The sequence below is a fragment of the Bacillus sp. FSL P2-0099 genome (assembly GCF_038007445.1).
Taxonomy (GTDB): Bacteria; Bacillota; Bacilli; order Bacillales; family Bacillaceae_G; genus Bacillus_A; species Bacillus_A mycoides.
The window spans coordinates 2,858,640-2,877,260 of sequence record NZ_JBBOXE010000001.1; the positions used below are offsets into that span (position 1 = coordinate 2,858,640).

Annotated in this window: 21 protein-coding genes and 2 pseudogenes; 3 read left to right on the forward strand and 20 right to left on the reverse strand. The window is 33.6% G+C overall.

All coding sequences use genetic code 11. From position 1 onward, the window contains the following. Positions 1–56: 56 nt before the first annotated feature. Positions 57–878 (forward strand): HNH endonuclease, encoded by an 822-nt coding sequence (locus MKY90_RS14645; protein ID WP_000189680.1) that lies wholly within the window; start codon positions 57–59, stop codon positions 876–878. 228 nt (positions 879–1,106) lie between these two features. On the opposite strand, the gene MKY90_RS14650 is transcribed toward MKY90_RS14645, so the two are convergent. From MKY90_RS14650 to MKY90_RS14730, 17 genes and pseudogenes are all read right to left on the reverse strand, one after another. Continuing rightward, positions 1,107–1,199: a putative holin-like toxin gene (locus MKY90_RS14650; protein ID WP_001289318.1), complete on the reverse strand. Its 93-nt coding sequence runs from the start codon at positions 1,197–1,199 to the stop codon at positions 1,107–1,109. Between the two features lie 144 nt (positions 1,200–1,343). Next, positions 1,344–1,457, reverse strand: a pseudogene (locus tag MKY90_RS14655) (alkanesulfonate monooxygenase); the annotation flags it as partial. Between the two features lie 217 nt (positions 1,458–1,674). Continuing rightward, complete coding sequence (locus MKY90_RS14660) at positions 1,675–2,403, reverse strand: hypothetical protein (RefSeq protein ID WP_033729212.1); 729 nt, start codon at positions 2,401–2,403, stop codon at positions 1,675–1,677. Further along, positions 2,400–2,990, reverse strand: coding sequence for a TetR/AcrR family transcriptional regulator (locus MKY90_RS14665; protein ID WP_002127831.1), 591 nt, complete (start codon positions 2,988–2,990; stop codon positions 2,400–2,402). Before MKY90_RS14665 ends, MKY90_RS14660 begins: the two co-directional genes overlap by 4 nt. 251 nt (positions 2,991–3,241) lie before the next feature. Next, complete coding sequence (locus MKY90_RS14670; RefSeq protein WP_001038143.1) at positions 3,242–3,751, reverse strand: DUF402 domain-containing protein; 510 nt, start codon at positions 3,749–3,751, stop codon at positions 3,242–3,244. 118 nt (positions 3,752–3,869) lie between these two features. Then, positions 3,870–4,934: a hypothetical protein gene (locus MKY90_RS14675; RefSeq protein ID WP_341091692.1), complete on the reverse strand. Its 1,065-nt coding sequence runs from the start codon at positions 4,932–4,934 to the stop codon at positions 3,870–3,872. A gap of 12 nt (positions 4,935–4,946) precedes the next feature. Beyond that, the gene (locus tag MKY90_RS14680; RefSeq protein ID WP_002013416.1) at positions 4,947–5,420 is read right to left on the reverse strand and encodes a tetratricopeptide repeat protein; all 474 of its coding nucleotides are present in this window, start codon (positions 5,418–5,420) and stop codon (positions 4,947–4,949) included. 183 nt (positions 5,421–5,603) lie between these two features. After that, a complete protein-coding gene (locus tag MKY90_RS14685; protein ID WP_341091694.1) occupies positions 5,604–6,293 on the reverse strand; it encodes a phosphopantothenoylcysteine decarboxylase domain-containing protein in 690 nt (229 codons plus the stop codon). Positions 6,294–6,305: 12 nt separating this feature from the next. Next, positions 6,306–7,106 carry an aminoglycoside N(3)-acetyltransferase gene (locus MKY90_RS14690; RefSeq protein ID WP_341093262.1) on the reverse strand — a complete coding sequence of 267 codons (801 nt, stop codon included), beginning with the start codon at positions 7,104–7,106 and terminating at the stop codon, positions 6,306–6,308. A gap of 248 nt (positions 7,107–7,354) precedes the next feature. Then, on the reverse strand, positions 7,355–7,756 hold the full coding sequence (locus MKY90_RS14695; RefSeq protein ID WP_002127840.1) for a GNAT family N-acetyltransferase: 402 nt from the start codon (positions 7,754–7,756) through the stop codon (positions 7,355–7,357). Positions 7,757–7,817: 61 nt separating this feature from the next. After that, positions 7,818–8,756, reverse strand: coding sequence for a DMT family transporter (locus tag MKY90_RS14700; RefSeq protein WP_002013410.1), 939 nt, complete (start codon positions 8,754–8,756; stop codon positions 7,818–7,820). Between the two features lie 72 nt (positions 8,757–8,828). Continuing rightward, positions 8,829–9,347 (reverse strand): annotated as a pseudogene (locus MKY90_RS14705) (DinB family protein). Positions 9,348–9,362: 15 nt separating this feature from the next. Then, entirely contained in the window at positions 9,363–9,863 is a 501-nt protein-coding gene (locus tag MKY90_RS14710) for a GNAT family N-acetyltransferase (RefSeq protein ID WP_151304420.1), read from the reverse strand. A 34-nt stretch (positions 9,864–9,897) separates the two neighbouring features. Beyond that, positions 9,898–10,443 (reverse strand): GNAT family N-acetyltransferase, encoded by a 546-nt coding sequence (locus MKY90_RS14715; protein WP_113709996.1) that lies wholly within the window; start codon positions 10,441–10,443, stop codon positions 9,898–9,900. 15 nt (positions 10,444–10,458) lie between these two features. Then, complete coding sequence (locus tag MKY90_RS14720; RefSeq protein ID WP_215560552.1) at positions 10,459–11,160, reverse strand: nucleotidyltransferase domain-containing protein; 702 nt, start codon at positions 11,158–11,160, stop codon at positions 10,459–10,461. Positions 11,161–11,176: 16 nt separating this feature from the next. Further along, positions 11,177–11,860, reverse strand: coding sequence for a DNA alkylation repair protein (locus MKY90_RS14725; protein WP_341091699.1), 684 nt, complete (start codon positions 11,858–11,860; stop codon positions 11,177–11,179). A 147-nt stretch (positions 11,861–12,007) separates the two neighbouring features. Beyond that, entirely contained in the window at positions 12,008–12,676 is a 669-nt protein-coding gene (locus tag MKY90_RS14730; protein ID WP_098168368.1) for a hypothetical protein, read from the reverse strand. Positions 12,677–12,895: 219 nt separating this feature from the next. On the opposite strand from MKY90_RS14730, the gene MKY90_RS14735 reads away from it, so the two are divergent. Beyond that, positions 12,896–13,723 carry a peptidoglycan-N-acetylglucosamine deacetylase gene (locus MKY90_RS14735; protein ID WP_002127847.1) on the forward strand — a complete coding sequence of 276 codons (828 nt, stop codon included), beginning with the start codon at positions 12,896–12,898 and terminating at the stop codon, positions 13,721–13,723. Positions 13,724–13,765: 42 nt separating this feature from the next. On the opposite strand, the gene MKY90_RS14740 is transcribed toward MKY90_RS14735, so the two are convergent. Both MKY90_RS14740 and MKY90_RS14745 read right to left on the reverse strand, forming a co-directional pair. Next, on the reverse strand, positions 13,766–14,191 hold the full coding sequence (locus tag MKY90_RS14740; protein ID WP_341091702.1) for a WapI family immunity protein: 426 nt from the start codon (positions 14,189–14,191) through the stop codon (positions 13,766–13,768). 118 nt (positions 14,192–14,309) lie between these two features. Then, positions 14,310–14,855: a TetR/AcrR family transcriptional regulator gene (locus MKY90_RS14745; protein ID WP_098168370.1), complete on the reverse strand. Its 546-nt coding sequence runs from the start codon at positions 14,853–14,855 to the stop codon at positions 14,310–14,312. Between the two features lie 173 nt (positions 14,856–15,028). On the opposite strand from MKY90_RS14745, the gene MKY90_RS14750 reads away from it, so the two are divergent. Further along, on the forward strand, positions 15,029–16,477 hold the full coding sequence (locus tag MKY90_RS14750) for a DHA2 family efflux MFS transporter permease subunit (RefSeq protein ID WP_098168371.1): 1,449 nt from the start codon (positions 15,029–15,031) through the stop codon (positions 16,475–16,477). 47 nt (positions 16,478–16,524) lie between these two features. On the opposite strand, the gene MKY90_RS14755 is transcribed toward MKY90_RS14750, so the two are convergent. Then, positions 16,525–18,498: an LTA synthase family protein gene (locus tag MKY90_RS14755; RefSeq protein WP_002136891.1), complete on the reverse strand. Its 1,974-nt coding sequence runs from the start codon at positions 18,496–18,498 to the stop codon at positions 16,525–16,527. Positions 18,499–18,621 lie beyond the last annotated feature (123 nt).

Below are 18,621 nucleotides of genomic sequence, written 5' to 3' on the forward strand. Positions count from 1 at the left end.
CCATTAAATACACTACAATGAGATTACAGACAAATTTGCAGGTAAAGGTGATAAATATGACACAATGCATCATTTGCAGAAAAGATACGAAAGAACTTAGTGAACAATATGTCATTCCAGAGATATTATGTGGATATTATTTCATAAATTCAATTTGTGATTCATGTCATGAACATATGACAACAAATATTGATCGTCCTTTAATTAGACATAAATTAAGTCAATATAAGATTGAGCAAATGAAAAAACAAATCGATTCCCCTCTCTATACGAATGAACATGGTGAGGAGCTAGCAGCCGCTGAGACAGATGTAGTCGAAGTAAGTGATGAGATACTTTATTCCAATGCATTAATTATGAAACTATGTAAAAAGCACGATATTTCATTACATAATGAAATTTGGAAAGAAGAGCGCGTAACAAAAGTAGCTAGTTCTATTCAACGTGAATTGCTTTTAGATAACCGTAAATATAAAATGAGTGTATTAAAAATGGCTTATACTTTTGCTGTACAAACAATTGATGGCTACTTTGACGATCCAGATGCGATTGATATTTCTACCATTCTATTAAATGCCGATTTCATGGAATTAAAGGAAAAGAGTATCGTTCGTGACTTAAGCAAAAGCTCTTTATGGAATACATTAAATACAACGAGCGAAAACCATTACTTTATTTTACTTAGTGATAAAGACGGTCTATTCTGCTTCATTCGCCTATTTGATATTTTTGATGTTGTTGTTCATTTATCAGAAAAAAGATACAATCTTCCATCACCAATTGTCGGCGTAAATAATGTAGACAAAAAAGGATTTTTTGTGGAAAGTTTAAAACAGTATATGGATGGGCTATTTAAAGAAACTACACGTTCTATTTAATCCATATAGGAACATACGGTCTCCTTTCTTCATGAAAAGACACTGTGTTATAATGAGTGTGAAAAGAACAATACAATCACATAAAACAATTAAAACCTGTATATAAATAAAAAAGACTAGTGTGCGGCTACACACTAGTCCACGTAACTTAGCAGATTGGATTGTTCATTTATCCTATTTGTTTCGTACAAACACAACAACCCACTTTCTATAGGCATAGGTGGGTTGTTATTTTTTGAGCTTGTCAATTAAGACGACAATAAACGTTAACAATGCAATGAGAAACAGTCCACCTTGCAATAACAACGCAATTTCACTCACTTATTATCACCCCCCTCCTACTTTGGAGAAGTGATAATTGAACAACCAACCGTACCATAAGTTACCTCTTAATTTTATCATATTTATTAATTGTTTACGATGAAAACCCGCAAGCTTAAAAACTTGCGCGTTTTTTATTTCTCACTATTTTTTTAAAGCATATGCATCAGCTATCATTTCACCAACGATTTTATTTTCTTGTTGCTTCTCGTCTTTTAATAAAGGGAATAACAGTTCTGCCACTTCTTCCCCCTCCTTGAACTGATTCATATAAATGAATGGATTCGATTTTTCCAATCAGCGATACGTTATAGAATTAACTACATATTATAAAAACATTTCCTATAAGTTAACTAGTCTTTATTTAAAGACACATATGATTCGTTTGAACATCGTTACTGTTTGTTTGAAATACAGTTCGATTTATATTCATAAAAATTGTATATTTCTTTATTTGAAAGGTATTTTTCACTTACTATTTTTTATGGTCCTTAATCCGCTGTAACCAATAAGAAAACTCACATGCTAAATGCATTTGATGTGATTTAATAAGACTATTAGGACAAAGTGCTGGGAACTCAACAACTAGACTTACTTCTATCCCAGTATCAATATCTTTAAATTGATGCCGAACTCCACCAATAATAGTACCATCTTTCATACGTGCAACACCTGTTGATTGGTATTGGTAAGACTTATCTCTAGGTGTTTTCAATCCCGTTTCGTCACCAAAAACAATGAAAAATTGAACTGGGAACGGAGAATTACCTGTAGTTTCGATAACCTCTAATTCATTTTCCCCAAAGGGGCTTAGTACATAGTGATCAGGACAAGCCGATAAATTCACTTGATTATTTTCACGTGATTGTTCAAGCATAAAACTATCAATTCCATTTATAGCTTCTTCTGCTGTAATCCCATCTAAATAGATGCTTGTTTTTGAAAATTTTCGTCTATCACCAGATAAAACAGTACAGATACGCATACCTATTCCACTTAATCTAAGTTTTGATTTCAGTTTATCATACATTTCATTATATGAATATTCCAACTTTACTTCCGTTAGCTTTTTTATCATGACGTCTGTATCATTTATTTCAGGCCCTTTATGTCCTAATGTATTTAATGCTTTTTTAATACGTTCTCTTTTCCATTTTGTAAGTTGCTCTTGCGAAATATTGTTTCCATCGATAATAATCTTCATATACATTCACCTTCTTTTTGATCGTATCGTAGTGTAGTTAATACTAAATTAACCATTTCTTGCTTCGTATCTAGATTCAACTTTACTTCTGAATGAGCAATACTGCTAAGACCGTATAAAATAAATCCAGAAGCTAATGAGGAGTTGTCAGTATAAAAAATCCCCGTTTTCACTCCTTCTTCAATTACTTGTCGAATTAATGGTTGAATTCGTGTGAATAATTTCTGTTCCAGTTGAAAATGTTGTTCCGTCTGAAACGAACTCACATTTTTATAGGGTGCTAATTTTTCAATAAATGTCCAAAATATATCTAGAGAATCTTTCATCTTCTGCATTACAGACCGTTCATTTGAAATAAGTATTTCTTCAATTAACTCCATATTTTTCACAATGAAGCTATTTAAAGTCTCATCAACAAAATCTTCTTTAGATTTAAAGTAATAGTAAAACAACCCTGTTGCTACACCAGCCCGACTAACAACATCTTTTATGCTAAATCCTCCCATACCATTTTTCATATATAGTTCAAAACCAATATCCATTAACTCTTGGCGTCTTATATCGGGTTCTTTTGATATTCTTTTCATACGTCATCTCCTACTATGTTTTTTACCACGACTGAATCTGATTCAATCATAAACGACTGAACTTGATTCAGTCAATCTTATTTGATAAATTTAAAAATCAATTTAGAAACTAAGCAACAAAATTCCTACAAAAAAAGAGTAATCCCAAGAAATATGCTTCTAACCTTAGATTTATCAAAAAAGTTAGATCATATAACTTGAGACTACTCATTTTCATTAAACACGTATTCTCTTTTCAAATCGATTAAACTTTATTTTAGCCGCACCATTTCTGTCTCTACAATCATTTGAGGAAGCGACTTTTGAATTATTTCCTTTAATACATAAAGAGCTTCATCCACATAGCCACCTTCAAAACTCTCTAAGGGCTCAGGTAACTCATCCTCATCTAAAATAAAACATTCTCCACTTGGCATTACCATAATATCAATAATTAAGTCTTCAAATGACACTAGTTCGTCTGTTATTTGCGTATTTTTTACAACATTAAAATAAGCGCCTAAATACATTCCGTTCTTATCTCTCCATATGTATAAATTGTACGGACGATTTTCCCAGTAGTATGCAATGGTGTAACTTCCTTTTGGGATTGTTAAACTCGAATCATTTGTATTCATCGTAAATGAATACTGAACCTCATAAAATAACACGATACTTTGCGATTTCTTTTCAAGTATTAAGCAATTGTGATCTACTATTGTCGAGTCATATCGGATTTTTCTTTCTATAATTTCACTTTTAGGTGTTCGTAATTTATTCATTTTTTGTTTCCCCTTATGCTATTTCTAGTCTTAATTATATCCGTTTATATAGCGATAAAGAAGTGTACGGTCTACAATTACACAATAAAACTCCTTCTTATTTAGAAGGAGTTTTTCACTATCCACCATTCATATGTTTTAACCTTTCAGTAACCGCATCATAAAATTTTCGTTTCTCATCAACATTTAAGTGAACACGACTTACTGTTTTAGTAAATCCATACAACAACTGCACTTTCACTGGCTCTTTTAGCGTTATTTCAAAAGTAGCAGGTTCTTTTATGAACTCCATAACAGTTGCATCCAGCACCTCTTTTTCTTCTTTTGCTGTTAGGGATTCCCCCTTGTAGAATGCACTATTATCAATTTGTGTAAATGGCAATACAACTTTCTTTCCTAATCCAATTTGAATGATAACTTGTTCTTCTGTTACGACAATTGGATTTTTACGCATCGCTTGTATTTCAGCTAAAAAATAAATCATCGCATATACGTTTAGTATGAGTAAAATCCAAGCTATTACTGGATTCCATTGATGCAGTAAATAGTGAAAACCGATACTTTCAATTACTGTTGCGTGAATAATCATAATATAAACACCTATAGCGCCGGTCTTTTTGTGATAGGAATATGTGCATTCATCATCTGGTACTTTTTCACGCCACGATAAAAATGCATAATAGATTAATTTACACTCAGTAAGAATGATACTTACAGCCTTACTTCTTTTCATAGTAGCATCAAACGCTGCATCAATCGCATAAGAAAATGAAGAATACTCACTTCTATATTCTTTATATCGTTTTATTATTTTAGGAAGTACTCTTATAATTTTATATATAAGAAACAGTTCAAAACATACGAACACAATTTCTCCAGCAACTATTACATACGAAACAAATGAAAAAGCTTGTAAATAATCACTAGGAATTATAAATCTTGCGAATACATATCCAGCTATAACTACAGGAAACATATACGTTAACGAATATCTTTTCCGTATAATAAAGAAATATGTGATGACTGGAATTACAAACATAAAATCTAATAATGAACCGAGGACTACTTCTTTCGGGGCAGCTGGCACTATTGGCAGGGCATACAATAAATAGTTTGATAACATAATTAAAGATACGAGTCCAATCCAAATGCCTTTTTTCCTTCTTGAAATTGATGGATTCATTCCTTCTCTCCTCTATTCAAAAACCTCATTTAAATGGTCTTTATAAAATGAAATAGCACGTTCAAATTCTTTTATCTCATCTACTTTCACAACTGTCTCTAACAGTAATTTCATCGCTTCTTCATGTTCGTTTACGTTATATTTTGCTAATGATAAAAACACTTTCATCACGTCATTTTCCGGGAACTTCTTTATCCCTGCTTCTAATAAAGTAATCGCTTTATCATATTCCCCTATACAACGATACGTACTGCCAAGACCGATATACGCACCGCAAAGGGATTCACCATCAAGTCCGTTCGCAATTGCCTGTTCATAATACGGAACCGCCTCCGTTTCAAGACCCATTACATCATGTATCCAAGCACATTGATATAGTACTTCTGCATCCCTCGTAAAGTTTGTTAATCCTATAAGTATCTCTCTAGACTGCGCATATTTCTTTTCATTTCTAAGTTTAATAGCTTGCTTTAATAAATGTTCCATACAATCCACTCCTCACAAAATGTTCATTATGCATATATCATGTATTACACATTTACGAGCAGCTAATGGCCTATTTATTCCATTGACTCAATTTAATAATTAGTGAGGGCTAAGTTCCCCCACTAATTTAATATTAACTCCATTACATACTATGCGACTGCATCTCTTTCTAAAAGCTTAAATTTACATCGCAGTGATACGATTACATAAATGCTCTAACATATTGACAATTTCTTTTACAGTTTCATCTTTCCCATTACATAACTTCACATTACCGTCTTGTCCAATAACGTGATGCACAGCACCGCGAGAATATAAAGAATGCGGTGAGTTTGCTACCATTACACTTGCTTTTGCATCTTCCATTCTTTTACTTGCTCTTTCAATAAGTTCTGCTTCATTTACGTCACTTTCAAGTTTAAAGCCAACGAGTATCGTTTCTGGATCCCAACTCTTTATTTGTTTTAATACTTTTGGCGCTTTTTGAAAATGAATAATTGGAGCGATGTCACTTGAAATCTTTCCGTTCATATTAAGAACATTTCCATCTTGATCACAAATCTTTTCGACAACCCAATCTGAGCCAGCAGCAGCCATAATAACTGCATCTACTTTTTCATGTGTAATAATACTTTTCATCTTATCTTGTAAATCAATAATCCCCTCAAATGGGTGCAATTCTAATTGGTTATTTACATCCATTGGCTTCTCAGCGAAATAGCCATGCAAATATATTACATGTGCGCCCTTTGTCATTAGCTCTTCCGCAATAATTCTTCCAATCGTACCTTTTGCTAAATTTGTATGTCCACGTACTTGATCCCATTTTTCTAGGCAGCCGCCGCTCGTAATTAATACTTTTTTCTCCTGCATAATAACCATCCCTTACTGATTTTTCGCACGAAACCACTCTGTTCCAAAGTCAACTGCATCACGCTGCCTCATAAAACGGCACGACGCATTCCCTATCTTCCCACGCGTAACTGTTCCTTTAAGCTCATATTCAACTCCGATTTCTACAAACGTATCAGAATCGTAATCCATTTCAACGAATTCTTTCCATACTCTTACACCTTCTTCTATAATAGGTGCTCCTACCTTTATTAACTCGCGTGCACCTGTACGTACCTCAGATAAATGTATAGACGTATTAGAGTCATAACCAACACCAAGTAATAATATGTATCCATCTAAATCGTATATTTTTCGTAATGGCGATTCTTCACCAAAACTTATGGAAAGTGAATGATTCGCTGTAATTTCTTCTGCGTGTTGCCCCCATGCTGCAAAACTACTGAGTGGATGATTACTGCGCAATACATTCGGATATGTACGAAAACATTCAACTACTTCTCCCATTGCCCTTGTTGGTGTTATACGTGGATCAAATGCTGGGACGTTATCCCGAATAATTTGCCACCATTCTTCTGGTACAGGTGGTCTTGACCAATGTTTTGGATCGGATAAATCCGAAGATTGCGTCGGCATAATTATCGTTCCTTCTTCTGTAACAACTTTCATTAACGCTTCTACTACGGCAACTGCACCGCCTGATATCCAACCGATTGAACTTAATGAAGAATGTACAATAACTGTTATTCCCTTTTCTATCCCTAATGCTTTTAAATCATTTGTAATTGTTTCGATTGTATTTGGAAATTGTGTATTCGCCACTATGTCATTCATTTTCACGATTGTTCCCCCATTTTGCTTTAAACTAATACATACATATATTATCATATTTTTCTTAATTTTTAACTTAATCATTCCAATTACTATACCTCTGTCGTTTTTATCATATCGGAAACAGTTAAATTATTGTATATTAATTTAAAATAAATATAGAAAGGTAAACACAATCAAAAACTTTCAATCTAGCAATCTTAATTTATACTAATATGAAATAGCCCATCACAAATGATGAGCTATTTATTTTATTCATTCTCTAAATAACAATAAAACCTCTCTACCCCCAGATATTTCTCTCCCAAGCTTTCAATCTTAAAGTTACATTTCTTGTAAAATCCGACTGCCTCTGTATCTGTCTCAGCCTCAATATATGTTAACTCATATTCCCTAATTATTTCTTTAATCATTTGAAGTGCAATTCCTTGATTGCGATATTTTTCATCAACAGCTATGTGACACATTCTCGCTCTATTTGTATGAATTAGCGCTATACCTATGCAACCCTTATTCCCATATTTATATAGCACTGCCTGATCATTTTTATACATTGAAACTGCTTTAAATAAGCTTGCTTCACTCGGACCGGTCGCATGCTTTAATACTTTTTTAATGGGATCTATTTCTAAATGCTCAACACGTTGTAACATCCTATCTCCATCCTTTCTCATGAAAAAAGATTAGCTCTTTATTGAAAAAGAGCTAATCTTTTTATGCCGTTATTTTCTCTTCTTTTTTCACAACTACAGCTACATAACTATGAAGTATCATTCCGACAATTACAAGACTCATTCCAACCCACGATAAAGAAGACGGAATTGGAGCCGATAACCAGAGCAGCTCTCCTACTAATGCAAATAAAACTTCACCAGACTGTGTCGCCTCGACTGTTGCTAATTTTTGCGGATCATCTTTTACAAGATCTGTCGCAAAGAAGAATAATACCGTTGCGATTAACCCTGAACTAACTGCTACAATAAAACATTGGAAAACTTGACTACTTGACGGTAGTCCGCCTGTTGATACTTCATAACCAGATAGTAAAAACCAAAATGGTAAACTTGCTAATGTCATACCGAGAACTCGTTGGAAGACATCTAATTCGCCCTTACATACTTGCATCATTTTTCTATTTCCAAGTGGATATGCAAACGCAGCAATGAGTACAGGAACCACACATAAAATGGTTTCACGAATCCCTAAAGAAGAAGCGTGTTCTACTTGCATAAGAACAACACCGAATAAAATAATGCCTGACATTACTAATTCTTTCATTGGAAGTTTTTTATGTAATGGGTCTACCGCAAAAAATGGTGTTAACAAAATCCCTGCAACTATTGTAATTTGCCAAGTCGAAGCGACAAGCCACCCCGGTCCAAACGCACCCGCGAAACTAAGCGGTGCATAAAAGAGACCAAACCCTACAATACTCCATAACAACCACTCTTTCGGATTGTTTTTCATATATTGCAAGAGTTGTTTTAAATTCCCTCTATACATGACAATAAGTAGTAGCATTGGAACCATAAAGTAATACCGTAGTGATGCACTCCAAATCCAACTCCCGCCCCCTAAATCCATCGACCGGTTTAACACAAAGGTAAAGGCAAAGAAAAACGATGCCAATATCCCTACTGCAATAGCTTTCATTATAAAACCCCTTATATAGTTTCTTTTTCTACTATATAACAAAATGAATATAATTAATATTCAAAAATTTAATCATACATGCGGTCTACTTCTATATAACTTTCGTAATCGACTAATATGAGCTTGATGGTACCGATTATGATCGGCTATATGCCATATTCCCCACCTTATAGTCGCATTTTCTCCCTTTTCATAAAAAACTTCTCGTGTTAAATCATTTTCTGTTAGTTTCATACATTCCTCATAAAACATATGTTGCACAGCTTCATAATCTTGCATTAATTCTTGTAATTTTTACTTTCTTAAACTAGGCAATTTTCCCATTTCATTCAACATTGGTCCATATTTATTTTCAAGTGCAGGCGGAACTCCCTCTCCTTTTAAACGGTACACCCAGTGTAAATCGACTACTGCTAAATGCTGAAGTAGCTGTCCAATGTTATTTTCATTATTTTCAGACTCTTTATAGGATAGTTCGTTCTTTTCAATACCTTCGACTAACCTTTGCAATCGTTTAAATGTATCAGTAACCGTTGCATACAAAATTGCCACGTTGGGGTTCATATCTTTTTCTAAATGGAGATCTTTCATGATAATATCCTTCCTTTAAAGAAACAACACCATATTTTCATCATCACTATACACACCATTCACCTTTATAGCTCTTTTTTCAATTCCATACGTTTTAAAGCCCATTGATTCATACAATTTTTTTGCTGGTTCGTTTGTAGATACAACACCTAATGTCAATTGCTCTAGTTTTATATCTCGCGCTCTTTGAATGGCATTTGTTATTAACTCACGTGCCAATCCGTTCCGCCTGTTTTGTGCATCTACATACATCGCAACGATATGACCTTTATGTTTATACGCCTCTCTCTCTTCTGTTAGTAAAGTGACAACTCCAACTAAATGATTTCCTTCATTAAATGCACCAAATGTACGACTAGTAGTAGCTGTTAAATTACTTTCCACTCGCTTAATAGGATTTTCCTGGCGAATCGCCTCTTCATAAGTTGTTACAAATGCCTCTGGATTTACTTGTAAAGCTTGTAAACGTAAGTCCCAATATTTTTCCGCATCTTCTTTCGTAAGTAATCGAATCATTTTCCCCATCCCCTTTTTAGTTTACATAACATTTTTATAGACTATTAAATAAAGATTGATATTCTTCTTTTAACATACTATAACGATAGCGATGAATGAACTTCCCTTTACGTAACCGATCATTTCTCATTATTCCTTCACAAACAAATCCTGCTTTTTCATAACTCTTTCTAGCTTGTAAATTATCTTCGTCTACTCGTAGCCAAATTTTTTCTAATTTGAATTCAGAAAAACCGATTTGTAACATACTGTATAGGGCCGCCATTCCATATCCTTTACCCCAATATTCTTTATTTCCAATTGCAATCCCTAGTTCAGCATTTTTATTTGTATTATCAAAGTTTTTTAGGTCTACCCATCCAATGTGTATACCTTCCTTTGTAACGATAGCTCGTTGTTCATAACCATTCTTTCGACTTATGCATGCTTCAATCCATCTTCTCGTATCGCCACGAGTGAACGGTGGATATTGATCTGGTACAACTAAATGTTTTGTTACTTCTGTATCTAATGACCATTGATATCGATCTTCTACATCGTCTTGTGTCAATTCTCTTAATTGAACGAATGGTACATTCATTTTGCTATCCCCTTTTCATTTCCCTATAGAAAATCCTTCGAACATTCTTCCTCCGTATTGATCTAGCGTGTTTTCTACAAAAGTAATTAATTCATTTTTCTCCTCTGTTTTATAAAAATGATCAAAAGCCGCTACAAAATGTTCTGCATATTGCTCGTCATACCTTCTTAACACCCTAATAAACCATTTTGAATTTCCAAGCCATTGACCATTTACTCTTAAAACATATTCATGTACTAAATCAGCTAATAAATTGGCAATGAACAATTCTTCTTCTCTCTTTGTTGCACCAATGAAGTCATCCAAAGTATCCGTAATAAAATAACACTTCTGCTTCATCGTTTCTTCTGTCCATTTTTTTGGTCCTTTATTTAATAAATCATTCGCTTCTCTTTTAAGTATCTCTACAATTTCATCTTTTCCTTTTAGCACAATCCCTTCTGAAACTAATTGAGGTAATGAAGGTCTCCCACGCTCACAATCACTTTTAAAAAAGGTTTTATACGTTTCAAAATTATGTACGAATACTTCAACAGGCCAGCCATTACTATAGAAAGATTCTCTATAACAAGATGACAAACTTTGGTCGAATATTACAATATCAAGGTCAGATGTTTTTGTAGCCTCTCCTCTAGCAACACTTCCCCCTAGTAAAGCAACATCACAATTCGAAAATTGTGATGTAATTATGCTTTGTGCCGCTTCCATTGGTTTCATAACCGTTCCCCTTTTCTTATTTCACTTTCTTTTTTTCAGCTCTTTCTCTCGCTTTTTTTATATACGGTTCTGCGTCTGGTGTTTTGCATGACGTTGCACCATGATCAACTTCTACTTTTCCAATTTCACGTGCAATTTCAATTGCTTGTTGCTCTAAAGCTTCATTTCGAATCCCTATCGCGATTAAAGCACTATTCATCGCTTCTTTTTTTCTATTTTTTTCATTATGTATATTTGCTTTAATTTCTTCTAGATACGGAGTGAAGAATTCATCATGTAACGTTTTATTTTTAATCGCTATATTTGCTAATAATGACCAACCTGCTCTTCCAATCCATTCATCATCAGACTTCGTCCATTCTTCCATTCTTTCTATCGCGATTGGTGACGTACATATAGCTGTCATAAGAACATCCATTAAACAATAGTAATCAACATCCTGAACCCATCTATTTAGTTGTTCTGACATTAGTTTCTTCGGATCTAAAATCATCGTTGCTAAAGTCATTGCATCCATATTTTTCGTTTCCCATAATGAGATTGCTAAATCATGATCTTTTTTTATCTTCTTTTTTAACAATTTTAAACTTGCAAAACTAACTCCAAATAACGGCTCTTTCGCTCCGTGGTTTTTATACGTCTTACGAGTTTGTTCTGTCCCATACTCTTCTAGTTGCTGCATTACTTCTTCAAGTAACATAGATCCACCTCTTTTATATATTTTGTTGCCTTCACATATGTATGTACGATATATTCTACATTATTTTTTGGTTTTCCTATATTTATTTTTAAAATACGGTATGTGAAATTTTATTGATGTTCTTTAAAATAAAAAACATCCTCTTCCTTATTTTTCACACGGTTGTTCATTCACACTCTGTATACAATACTCCACAAGCGCATTCAACGGATTTATTATGTTCCTTCCTATTATATTTTCTACCCTTGTAGTAGCGTCTACCATAGATAATTGTGCAACTGAAAGCATTTCGTTTCTATCTTTCATAATTTCATATAAATACTTTTCTAATTTAACATCATGCTCTTCTTTACGACCTTGCATAATTAACTCAAATATCCCTTCTATCACTTCTACTTTTACATGTATGGATTTATTATTCTGCCGAGCGTATTGTTTTAAACGTTCCATCGTTCCTGAAACCGTACGATTATTTGTAAAAAGTATTGTTTGTGGCTCTTCAATATGACAAATCATTTCAAAAAATGGCTCATCAATTTTCAATATAGGTATGTCTATTTTGAAATTCTCATCTAATAGCGTAATATAATCTGTACAAGTTAATAAAAGTGTATCTACATCACTTTTGGCTATATACTTTATAATATCTTTTAAATTACTCCGTGCTTGTTCTTTTTCAAAATCGCAATCTTTTTTTAATATGCGTGATAAGATGGGATCTACAAAATGGAGTATTTCGATTCCAAAAGATTGCAATGCTCGGTCAATGTATTCAATATTTGAATGATGAGCATGTAAACAAGCTAATTTTTTCATACTTTTCCTCCCTTTCTAAAACAAAAAACGTGAATGAACCATTATTACATGCAGTTCCATTCATTTAATTCTTGTTTCATTTTTTCAAACCTGCAAAACAGTGAAATCTTACATGCTTTTTAACAAACTTTTTTGCGCTTGTAAAAAAGTTTTTTTGCATTTCCCCCTCTAAAATTGCTAATATAGTAGAGTAGAACTTTTATAGAGAGTAGGAAAATTATGCACAATGGAATTCGGATGACAACTTTAGTGAAAAGGGCTCTGTTGATTTGCGCTGGGGTATTATTTACATACGAAGCTGCTTACGGATCAACACATATCGCTCTAGCAAGTACAGAGGATGAAGCGAAATCTGTTCAACTTGTAAGTGAAATTCAAACGTCCCTTGCTCCGAAAGAAGCTCCAAAGCACTATAACGGGCAAGTTAGAAAAGTCGCTTACTTAACATTTGACGATGGTCCTGGAAAATACACAGCTGAGCTTTTAGATATGTTAAAGAGTGAAAATGCAAAAGCAACATTCTTCCTAATTGGTTCAAACGTAAAAGCTTTCCCTGATCTTGTAAAACGTGAAGATGCTGAAGGCCACTATGTTGGGATGCACAGTATGACTCATAACTACAAGAAACTTTACACAGAAGGTCATTACGTTGATGAAATGAAAGAAGACCAAGGCTTAATCGCTGGCGTTCTAGGAAAATCTCCAGTATTAACTCGTCCATCTTACGGCTCAATGCCAGGGTTAAATGAAGCTCTTCGCAACAAAGTTGTTGAAAATGGTTTAAAAGTTTGGGATTGGACAATTGATTCATTAGACTGGAAATACAACAAAATGCAAGTAGACGCTGCATCTGCTAAAATCGTAGAAAACGTTCTACATGGTGCTACAAACCCAACAGAAGTTATTCTAATGCATGATATTCATCCACAATCAGTTAAAGCAGTACCTGGTATTATTAAAGGGCTGAAAGAAAGAGGATATGAATTAGAAGCCTATAATGAGAACGAACACTTCCCATTAAACTTCTGGCATGATAATCGTATGTAATAAAAAGACTTGATTCCCTCTTGTAGGTTATCAAGTCTTTTTTTATCGTTTTGGGAATTTCCTTTGTTGCTCTTCAATAGAACGAATAATATTCTCCCTATCCTCTTGAGTTATACCGATAAAAAATTCGTATTCTTCTTCCTTACACCATGTGGGGTTAAGTTCCAGCGATAAGCGAATAACAATGTTAAACTCCCCTGCTTTTCCCCCCATAAATTCCAACGCTAAATTTGGTTCTATGAAATCTAGTTCGTTATATTTAGGGTTTGGTAAAGATTCAAACCATTTTATCATGTACTGTAAATCGTATGTTTGTAAAAAAGGATCCATCGTTTCAAAAACTTTATTTTCTTCTGATAGTTTCGCTTTTACTCTTAACCAATTTCTATCACACTCGTCTTTTGCATCTGCATATTGGTAATTTACAACCTCTAAATGTAATGATATTTTTTCATTTTGAAAATTCATGCATATCCCCCTTCTATCTCTGGATCTTTTGTTTTATAAATTTTTATTAATCCCGATACTTTAAATTATACTAGGTTATTTTAATCTTTTTTTAATACGGATAAATTGTTTGCATTTATTACCCTTTATACATAAAATAAATTTGATTTGCAATATAATCTGAACTAAAGTGAAGTCCATTCCTTATCCACCACATGATAATACCTACTAATGAAGCTGTTTTAATATCAACTGCAACATAATCGTCTGGTAAATCCTTTTTCGTATTCTCTCTTCTCGTTTCTATTAACTCTTTTAAAAATAAAAATAATTGCTCCTCAAATTGATTCATTTTAAATAATATAAATAAATAATTTCGATGGATATATAAATAATCAAGTAATTGTGTTAGCTTTTGTTTTTCTGATAAATCTTTTGCATGTATTAAATCAGCTATTTTATTTGAAAGTTCATTTGAAATCTCATTCGTGATTTGGTCTAGTAAATCTTGAATATCTTGATAATGTAAGTAAAAGGTTGTTCGGTTTAATCCTGCTTTTGTTGCGACTTTTTGAACCGTTAAACTTGAAATACTAGGATTCTCACATAGGAGAGAAAAAACAGCATTTTTAAACATTGCTCTTGAACGAACTGTACGAGGATCTTCTTTTTTAGGTGTAGACATTTTGAAACTCCTTTATAGATTTTCTCTTTACTTACTCGACAGTGCATACCTTCTATGTCGAGTAGTGAACATTTTCAACAAAACTGTTCATGGTCAAAGAAAATTTATTTTGTTACCATTAATTTTATCGACACAATGTCGATAAATCAAGACAACAATGAAGGAGTTTACCAATGCAAAAGGAAATATCAGAAAGAAATAAAAAAATTATATTAATTGTGCTCATTTCCGGTTGTTTTTTATCAACATTAAATCAGACGCTATTAAATGTAGCGATGAGTAATTTAATGGAAGTATTTGATGTTACAGCTGCAACCGTACAATGGCTATCAACAGGCTTTATGCTCATAAATGGCGTTCTCGTGCCAATTACTGCATTTTTAATGAAACGATTTACTACAAGGCAGCTATTTATTAGCTCGATGCTCTCTTTGTTTATTGGGACTGTTTTGTGTGCATGCGCCATGAATTTTGGCACTTTGTTAACAGGAAGAATGATTCAAGCAGTTGGGGCAGGAATTATTATGCCACTAATGATGACAGTTATTTTATATTTATACCCTAGTGAAAAGCGTGGCAGTATTATGGGAACCATCGGTTTCGCCATAATTTTTGCGCCAGCCATCGCCCCAACATTATCTGGCTTTATTATTGAATATGTATCATGGAGATGGCTATTTATTGGATTAGCTCCCTTTGTATGCATTGTTATTATTCTCGCACTTAAATATTTAATGAATGTTGCTGAAACAACAAAAGCAAAATTAGACATCGTAAGTGTCATTTTATCAACGATTGGCTTTGGTTGTATCATATTCGGATTTAGTAGTGCAGGAAGTAAAGGATGGGATCATCCAGTTGTTATTACTACAATTATCATCGGAATAATTGTTACAACTCTATTCTGTTTACGTCAAATAAAGTCTAGCGATCCACTATTAAATTTATCCGTATTTAAGTATAAAATTTTCACTCTTACATCAGTCATTAACGTACTCATTACGATGATTATGTATGCTGATTTAATTCTTTTACCGATTTACTTGCAAAATGGACGAGGTTTCACTGCTTTTGAATCAGGTTTACTTCTATTACCCGGCGCTGTAATTAATGCCTTATTATCACCTATCACAGGTAAAATGTTTGATAAATACGGGGCAAAACCACTCTTTATTACAGGTTTAATATGTATCATTATATCGATGTGGGGTGTAATTGATTTAACCGAATCCACCACTTATATGTATTTAATGGTTCGTACCATTATTCTACGCATTGGACTAAGTTTCATTTCGATGCCTTTAAATACAGCAGGTTTAAACGCTTTACCAAGAGAACTGGGTTCACATGGTTCCGCAGTGAATAATACCGTACGTCAATTAGCAGGTGCTATAGGAACAGCAGTCATTATCACTGTGTATACAATTCAATCCACTTCACATACTTCACAGTTATCTAGTGAGAATGGAAGCATATCAGCTATGCAAGTAACGAAATTAGCTTCTATCTTCAGCTCAAGTGATGCCTACGTATTTATGTTAGTCTTATCCTTTGTAGCTTTGATTATTGCATGTTTTATGCCTAAAAAAGTAGCACTCCAAAAATCCGAAAGTAAATCTTAAAACAAAAAATCCTACTCGTTTTCTATACGAGTAGGATTTTTTATTATTTATTTCGTTTCCCCGTCTTCTGTCGTCTTCACCTTCGTTTTATCTTTATCACGATTGTTATAGTTATATTTAGAAGGTTCTACCGGTGTAAATCCTTCTGGTGTGTAGAATCGTAATAAGTCACCGTTAACAACTTGGTCGGAGTATTTTAGTGATTTTTGAACCATTTGTTCATTTTGTTTTATTTCATCTGTAAATTCTACAGGTTTCCCAGTCGTTGTATCATAGTATTTGCCGTTAAGTGCAGTAACTGTTGGACTTACGTAGTTACCGTTACGGAACGGAACGACTTGTTTATGCTCTGGTGATAATAAATCTGATCCGAATTGGACATAATTTTTCGTATCTGTACCTAGTAAGTGTAATAAGGTTGGTAGAACGTCAATTTCTCCGCCGTATTGATGTTGTACGCCGCCTTCCATTCCAGGTACGCGAATGATTAATGGTACACGTTGTAATTGAGCATTTTCAAATGAGTTCATTTCTTTACCCATTATTTGAGACATTGCTGCACTATGATTATCTGAAATACCGTAATGGTCACCGTACATAACGATAATTGAGTTATCGTATAAACCAGATTGTTTCAAGTAATCAATGAATCCTTTTACAGATTCATCTAAATAGCGTGCTGTTTGGAAGTACGTATCTACTGATGAATCACCTGTTTTAGCTGGTTCAATCGTTGCTTCCGCTTTATCAATCGGATAAGGGAAATGGTTCGATAACGTAATGAACTTCGAATAGAACGGTTGCTTCAACGTTTGTAATAACGGAATTGATTCATTAAAGAACGGTTTATCTTTTAAGCCATAGTTTACTACATCTTTTTCGTTCATATCATAGTATGACGCATCAAAGAATTTATTAAAACCAAACGATTTATAAATTTCATCACGGTTCCAGAACGTTTTGTAGTTACCGTGGAACACTGCTGATGTGTATCCTTGTTGACCTAAAATAGCTGGTGCTGATTGATACGTGTTATGAGCTTTATTTGTAAAAACAGATCCTTGCGGTAATCCAAACATTGAGTTCTCTAACATGAACTCCGCATCAGATGTTTTACCTTGCCCTGTTTGATGGAAGAAGTTATCAAAGTATAACGTATTCGCATCTTTTGTAAATGAGTTTAAGAATGGTGTAACCTCTTGACCATTTAGTTTATAGTTTAGTAAAAAGTTTTGGAATGACTCTAAATGAATATAAATTACGTTCATTCCTTTTCCTTTACCGAAATACTCAGGATTTGGACTTGCATAAGTTGATGTAAGATAGTTTCTAACTTCTGTCATATTATCTCCATCCGCTAATGCTCGTTCTGTTGATGCTTTCGCACTTTGAATACCATCATAAATCGTAAAGTTGTACGCCCCTAAATATTTCACGATATAATTGCGGTCAAACGTTCTAGTTAATAACTCAGGACGGTCAGATTCTGCCAGACCTAAGTTAACGCTAAAGAATAAAATACCTGCTACAAATACTAGAGATAATTTATGCTTCGCAACACGAATTGGTTTAGGATTTACAAATTTCGTTGCTACTAAAACAATTAAAATGATTGTATCTAAGAAATATAGTGGATCATATAAGTGTAGCAATGCAAAAATACTACCACCTAAATCTCCAAAGTTATTCGTTTGTGTTAATGTCGGGAACGTAATAAAGTCGCTGAAAAAGCGATAATATACTACGTTTGCGTATAAAAGTATAGACATTAGCAAATTAATAATAATTAACCAAATGTAAGCTCGTTTCCCTTTTGCGAATAATGCGAGCCCTAAAAATAGAACTGCTGAGCTTAACGGGTTGAAAAACAGTAAGAACTTTTGGATTGTGTTCGATATCCCTAAATTAAATTCTGTCACATATGCGGCATATGTTTTTAACCAAATTAAAATAACGGCAAATACGAAAAATCCAAAATGATTACTTAATACTCGTTTACTCTTTAATAAAAATTGTTGCATCTCTCCACCTCTTTTGATCATCCAAGGCTTATTTTATATAAGTCTGTCTCTCTATTCAATTTTTCTTCTTCAAATAGATTTTATTTGTTTAACTATATGAAGAATATTAGTAATTATAATTTG